This window comes from Anaerotignum sp. (assembly GCF_017483025.1).
GTDB lineage: Bacteria > Bacillota > Clostridia > Lachnospirales > Anaerotignaceae > Anaerotignum_A.
Genome location: NZ_JAFUMA010000118.1, coordinates 1 through 6,374 on the forward strand (window position 1 = coordinate 1; position 6,374 = coordinate 6,374).

General features: G+C 49.2%; 4 protein-coding genes, 1 rRNA gene and 1 pseudogene. 2 read left to right on the forward strand and 4 right to left on the reverse strand.

Features of this window, described 5'->3' with window-relative positions; translation table 11 throughout:
- Positions 1 to 17 precede the first annotated feature (17 nt).
- Positions 18 to 135, forward strand: a 5S ribosomal RNA gene (gene rrf / locus IJ369_RS10050).
- 113 nt (positions 136 to 248) lie between these two features.
- On the opposite strand, the gene carB is transcribed toward rrf, so the two are convergent.
- The 3 genes from carB to IJ369_RS10065 all read right to left on the reverse strand — a co-directional run bounded on the left by carB (position 249) and on the right by IJ369_RS10065 (position 5,240).
- Positions 249 to 3,473: a carbamoyl-phosphate synthase large subunit gene (gene carB / locus IJ369_RS10055; protein ID WP_290718656.1), complete on the reverse strand. Its 3,225-nt coding sequence runs from the start codon at positions 3,471 to 3,473 to the stop codon at positions 249 to 251.
- 212 nt (positions 3,474 to 3,685) lie between these two features.
- Positions 3,686 to 4,504 carry an ABC transporter permease gene (locus tag IJ369_RS10060; protein WP_290718658.1) on the reverse strand — a complete coding sequence of 273 codons (819 nt, stop codon included), beginning with the start codon at positions 4,502 to 4,504 and terminating at the stop codon, positions 3,686 to 3,688.
- Positions 4,494 to 5,240, reverse strand: coding sequence for an ABC transporter ATP-binding protein (locus IJ369_RS10065; RefSeq protein ID WP_290718660.1), 747 nt, complete (start codon positions 5,238 to 5,240; stop codon positions 4,494 to 4,496). The genes IJ369_RS10060 and IJ369_RS10065 overlap by 11 nt, the downstream gene beginning before the upstream one ends.
- Positions 5,241 to 5,377: 137 nt before the next feature.
- On the opposite strand from IJ369_RS10065, the gene IJ369_RS10070 reads away from it, so the two are divergent.
- Positions 5,378 to 6,025: a cysteine hydrolase family protein gene (locus IJ369_RS10070; RefSeq protein ID WP_290718662.1), complete on the forward strand. Its 648-nt coding sequence runs from the start codon at positions 5,378 to 5,380 to the stop codon at positions 6,023 to 6,025.
- Between the two features lie 47 nt (positions 6,026 to 6,072).
- Here IJ369_RS10070 and IJ369_RS10075 read toward each other — a convergent pair.
- Positions 6,073 to 6,374, reverse strand: a pseudogene (locus tag IJ369_RS10075) (ABC transporter substrate-binding protein); the annotation flags it as partial.

Consider the following 6,374-nt stretch of genomic DNA (forward strand, 5'->3'; position numbering starts at 1 on the left):
CAACTTAATAAAAGATTTCTGGTGATGATGCGCTTGGGGGACACACCCGTTCCCATTCCGAACACGACGGTTAAGACCCAAGCGGTCGATGGTACTTGGTGGGCAGCTGCCTGGGAGAGTAGATGGTCGCCAGAATCCAGTGAAGAATAGAATCGCAAATGCGGTTCTATTTTTTTGCCCAAAAGAAAAATTACACAATAAAAAGGATGAAGCTTTGAAACTTCATCCTCTTTTTTATTTATAGGTTTTTATTTTTCTGTAATGGTGCTGTGCAGTTCCTGCAGAGATCTTACGATGCCGCAGTTGGGTTTATTCATGGATTCAATACCGCTTGCTGTTGCTTTTGCGGCAGCCATTGTTGTCATGTAAGGGATCTTTTTGCGGATAGCAGCCTTACGCAGGAAGCCGTCATCGGCGGAACCATCAGCGCCCAATGGTGTATTGATGATCAAATCGATCTTACCGTTGGTGATCAGGTCAGAGATGTTAGGTCTGCCTTCGCCGATCTTATAGACGAATTCGGAAACGATGTTTGCATCTGCCAGAGCCTTCTGTGTGCCCTTTGTAGCCAAAATCTTGAAGCCTGCATCAGCAAAGCCTTTTGCGACTTCTGCCAGCTCAGCTTTATCTTTATCGCAAACAGAGATCAGCACTGTGCCGCGCAGAGGCAGTTTTGTCTGTGTTGCTTCCTGTGCCTTGAAGAAAGCTTCACCGTAGAACTGGGACAGACCCAGAACTTCGCCGGTAGAGCGCATTTCAGGCCCCAGAACAGGGTCAACTTCCTGGAACATATTGAAGGGGAATACCGCTTCCTTGACACCGTAGTAGGGGATATCACGTTCCTTCAGAGCGGGAACGGGAGAAGGTCTGCCTGTCAGCTCGCCTGTTACGATATCGATCGCCAGAGGCACCATACGGATGTTACATACCTTGGATACCAGAGGCACCGTACGGGATGCTCTGGGATTTGCTTCTAAAACGTATACCTTGTCGTTTTCGATGGCATACTGCATGTTCATCAGGCCCTTAACGCCCATTTCTTCTGCAATCTTTCTTGTATATTCCTTGATGGTCTTTACATTTTCTTCGGAAATATGTCTGGAAGGGATGATACATGCGGAGTCGCCGGAGTGTACCCCTGCCAGTTCGATATGTTCCATAACAGCAGGAACGAAAGCGTGGGTGCCATCGCTGATGGCGTCTGCTTCACATTCCATAGCGTGGTTCAGGAAACGGTCAATAAGGATGGGTCTGTCGGGGGTTACGCCAACAGCTGCGTTCATGTATTTTGTCAGGTTTTCGGGATCATAAACCACTTCCATACCGCGACCGCCCAGAACGTAGGAAGGACGAACCATAACGGGATAGCCAATTTCATCAGCGATCTTCAATGCATCGTCTACTGTGACTGCCATGCCGGATTCGGGCATGGGGATTTCCAGCTTGTCCATCATAGCGCGGAACAGGTCTCTGTCTTCTGCCAGGTCGATGACTGCGGGAGGAGTACCCAGAATCTTCACACCGTTCTTTTCCAGATCAGCCGCCAGATTCAGAGGAGTCTGACCGCCGAACTGTGCGATGACACCAACTGGATTTTCTTTCTTATAGATGCTCAGAACATCTTCCAGTGTCAGAGGTTCAAAGTAGAGCTTATCGGAAGTATCGTAGTCTGTGGAAACGGTTTCGGGGTTGCAGTTTACAATGATGGTTTCGAAGCCCAGTTCCTTCAGCGCCAGGGATGCGTGTACGCAGCAGTAGTCGAATTCGATACCCTGCCCGATTCTGTTGGGGCCGCCGCCCAAAATCATTACCTTGGGTTTTTCTGTTTTTACGGGGTTTTTGTCTGTTGCGTTGTATGTGGAGTAGTAGTAAGCTTTATCCTGTGTGCCGCTTACGTGTACAGGTTCCCATGCTTCTTCTACGCCCAGTTCGATTCTCTTGTTTCTGATATCAGCTTCGCTGATTTCCAGGATCTGGCTCAGATATTTATCGGAGAAGCCGTCTTTCTTTGCTGCGATGAGAACATCATCGGCGGGCAGAGCGCCTTTGTTTGAAATCAACGCTTCTTCTTCCTCTACCAGTTCTTTCATCTGGTTGATGAACCATTCTTTTACTTTTGTCAGTTCATGGATCTCTTCTACAGTTGCGCCTTTGCGCAGAGCTTCATACATGATGAAATGGCGTTCACTGGAAGGAGAAACCAGCATGCGCAGCAGTTCTTCCTTGGATTTTTTATCGAAATCCTTGGCATGACCCAGACCATAACGGCCTGTTTCCAGGGACCGGATGGCTTTCTGGAAGGCTTCTTTATATGTTTTGCCGATGCTCATAACTTCGCCAACGGCGCGCATCTGTGTGCCAAGCTTATCTTCTACGCCTTTGAATTTTTCAAATGCCCAGCGAGCGAATTTGATTACTACATAGTCGCCGTCGGGAACATATTTATCCAGTGTGCCGTATTTGCCGCAGGGGATATCCTTCAGGGTCAGGCCTGTTGCCAGCATAGCGGAAACCAGCGCGATGGGGAAGCCTGTTGCTTTGGAAGCCAGAGCAGAGGAACGGGAGGTTCTGGGGTTGATTTCGATGATGATATCTCTGTCTGTTTTAGGGTCGTGGGCCCACTGTACGTTTGTGCCGCCGATGACCTGAACGGAATCAACGATCTTATAAGATTTTTCCTGCAGACGTTTCTGTACTTCTTCGGAAATAGTCAGCATGGGAGCAGAACAGAAGGAATCGCCTGTATGTACGCCCAGAGGGTCGATATTTTCGATGAAGCAGACGGTGATCATGTTGCCTTCTGCGTCACGTACAACCTCCAGTTCCAGTTCTTCCCATCCCAGGATAGATTCTTCTACCAGAACCTGGCCTACCAGGGAAGCCTGCAGACCACGGGTACATACGGTTTTCAGCTCGTCTACGTTGTAAACCAGGCCGCCGCCTGTGCCGCCCATGGTATAAGCAGGACGCAGAACAACAGGGTAGCCCAGCTTATCAGCAATAGCCAGGGCTTCGTCTACGGAATAGGCAACTTCACTTCTTGCCATTTCAATGCCCAGGCTGTCCATTGTTTTCTTGAATTCAATACGGTCTTCGCCGCGTTCGATGGCGTCTACCTGCACGCCGATGACTTCTACGTCATATTTTTCCAGAATACCTGCCTGAGACAGTTCGGAGCACAGATTAAGACCAGACTGACCGCCCAGATTAGGCAGCAGGGCATCGGGTCTTTCCTTAGCGATGATCTGCTCCAGACGATTGATATTCAGGGGTTCGATATAGGTCACATCAGCGATTTCAGGGTCTGTCATGATGGTTGCGGGGTTGGAATTGACCAGCACGATCTCGTAGCCCAGATTGCGCAGGGCTTTGCACGCCTGTGTACCGGAATAGTCAAATTCGCATGCCTGACCGATGATGATAGGGCCGGAACCGATGATGAGTACTTTTTTGATGTCTTCCCTTTGTTTCACAGTATTTCCTCCTTTGCTAGGGTGTATCTCTGCAATTAAAAATGTATAGGTTTTTATACTTTTCGTTCCTATTATAGCACGATATCGGAAGAGTAGCATATTTTCTTTTATAGTTTTTCATTCGATTCTTTGATAGCGGAGTAAAAAATTTTGATAGATATAAAGTTAAGTATTAAAAAGTGCAAGTCCCGGGAGGCTTGCACTTTTGCTTTTTAGGACTGCCATTTGGTGAATTTCTTTTCCAGCAGAGAAATGGCGCCATACATCAAGGCGGAAAGGATTGCCAGAATGACCACGGAAAGGAGTACGACCCGCATGGCGAAGGTCTGGGAAGAATAAACGATCAGGAAACCAAGGCCATCCTGAGCCACCAGAAATTCCCCAACGATAACTCCGACAAAAGAAAGCCCAACGTTGATCTTCAATGCATTCAGGATACAGGGAATATTGGCGGGAAGGACAACTTTCGTCAGCACCTGCCGTTTCGTGCCGCCGAAGATCTGAATGAGTTTGATACGCTCTTCATCCACCTGCAGAAACCCATTCAGGACAGAGAGAATAGTGACGACAACAGAGGTCAGCAGAGCCACCAGAATGATGGAGCTTTGGTTATTCCCGAACCAGACGATGATAATGGGAGCCAAAGCTGTTTTCGGCAGAGAATTCAGCACCACCAGATAAGGCTCTGCCACATCGGAGATAAAACGATTCCACCAGAGCAGGATCGCCGTCAGTGTGCCCAAAATCGTCCCTAAAAGAAAGCCTGCCACCGTTTCCCAGAGGGTGGTGCCGATATGCAGGAAAAGGGAGCCATCTCCGATCATTTTGACGGCGGTCTGGAACAGCTCCGTAGGCTGGCTGAAAAGGAAGGGGTCTACCCAGCCGCGGATTGCGGCGATTTCCCATAAGAAGAAAAAGGCGGCCAGCAGAAAGACCTGCAAAGCAAGTACAGCTGTTCTTCTTTTCTGGATACGGGAAAGAAAGGCCGCCTGTTCCTTGGAGACAGCTTTCAGATCATTTTTACGAAACATGGACATCCAACTCCTTCCAGATGGCATTGAAATAATCCTTGAATTCCGGGGCTTCCCTTGCCTTCATGGGAGTGCGCTCTTCCACAGAAAGCTGGATGGGGAAGATGGTCTTCAGGCGGGCAGGGCGTTTTGTCAGCACGATGACCCTGTCCGAAAGGCTGATGGCCTCGGAAATATCATGGGTGACGAGGATGGCGGTCTTCCCTTCCTTGCGGATGATGGTACCAATTTCGTCAGATACGGAAAGGCGGGTCTGATAATCCAGAGCGGAGAAGGGTTCATCTAACAGCAGGATATCGGGGCGGATGGCAAGGGTGCGGATGAGGGCGACCCTTTGGCGCATGCCGCCGGAAAGCTGCCAGGGAAAGCTTTCTTTGAAATCTCCGAGACCATACTGCTCCAGAAGAGAATCCACATATGCCATATTTTCCGGCGTCAGTTTTTTCTGTATCTCCAGCCCCAGCAGGGCATTGGAGCGGATGCTGCGCCAATGGAGGAGATAATCCTTCTGCAGCATGTAGCCGATGTTGCCGTTTACTTCTATGTTCCCTTCCGATGGGGGAAGCAGCCCTGCCAGCATGGAAAGGATGGTGGATTTGCCGCAGCCGCTGGGGCCGACGATGGATATGAATTCGCCAGATTGGACGGTGAGATTCAGATGGGAAACAGCGGGCGTTTCGCCGCTGATGCTGTGATAGCGCAGGCTGACGTCCTCTAAGGAAACGATGGGGCGCATGGAAACGACCTCCCTTGGGAATTTGATACTCCTATTATATTTTCCGCGGGACAAATGGTGCTTTTCCCGACAGAAAGAAACGGTAGTCACAGAAGAAAAAATATGGTATATTTTCAGAAAGAAAAGGGGGAAGCTTTATGGATTGGAAAACAACGGCTCTGGTCGTGATCGATATGGAAAATGCCTTTATCAGTGAGGAATCGCCTTTGTGCATCAAAAATGCAAGGGCAAGCGTGCCCGCCTGCGGGAGGGTCATCAGAAAGGCAAGAGAACGGGACATCCCTGTGTTCTTCGTGAATCGTATTTATCGCAAAAATGGCAGCGATGTGGAATTTACAAGATACAATAGCTGGGCGGAGGGAGGTCGCTACTTAGCGCCCGGCAGCAAGGGGCCTTTGTCCATCGATGTGCCAGAGGAATTCAAGCCCATGGAAGGGGATTATACCATCGTAAAGCCTCGTTTTTCTGCCTTTTTCCAGACAGAATTGGATCTGATCCTGCGTAGGCTGGGAACGAAAACAGTTATTCTGACAGGTACAACGACGCCCAACTGCATCCGCACTTCCTGCTACGATGGTTTGTCTCTGGATTACAATATCCTCATCATCGAGGATTGCTGTTCTTCCAATACAGAGGAGATCCAGCGGGTGAATATGGAGGACATGGCAAGGGTAGGAGCGGTGATCGCTTCTTCTGAGAAATTCTGTGCAGAGGGCTTTAAAGTGGAAGACTTTGCAGGAGAAATTCAGAGAAGGGTACAAGCGGATGAAACTGCACCTGAGTGATGGAAATAAGAAAGACTTGAGTCTGAAAAGGCTCAAGTCTTTTTGGTTTATTCATTCATTACTTTTTCTGCGAACTCTGTTACAACGATTTTATCATAGGGGATAGCTTCCGCCAGTTCGCCGCCTTCCATCATGATTTCCTGGATGAGGGCAAAGCCTTCCGCAGAAACGGTGGGGTCGGTCTTCCAGGTATCCTGGGCTTTATAACGTTCGATGATGGTGGTCAGGGTCTCTACGTCGCTTTCGCTGAACTGGGGCAGGATGACTTCGGCAATTTCAGCGGAGGTGTGGCTTTCTACCCACTGCTGGCCTTTATAGATGGCGCGGGTGAAGGCTTCCACTACGTCAG

Bases quoted from the DNA above. Each gene is read 5' to 3' on its own strand.
- IJ369_RS10060 (WP_290718658.1), bottom strand. From the start codon at position 4,504: ATGTTTCGTAAAAATGATCTGAAAGCTGTCTCCAAGGAACAGGCGGCC.
- IJ369_RS10065 (WP_290718660.1), bottom strand. From the start codon at position 5,240: ATGCGCCCCATCGTTTCCTTAGAGGACGTCAGCCTGCGCTATCACAGC.
- IJ369_RS10070 (WP_290718662.1), top strand. From the start codon at position 5,378: ATGGATTGGAAAACAACGGCTCTGGTCGTGATCGATATGGAAAATGCC.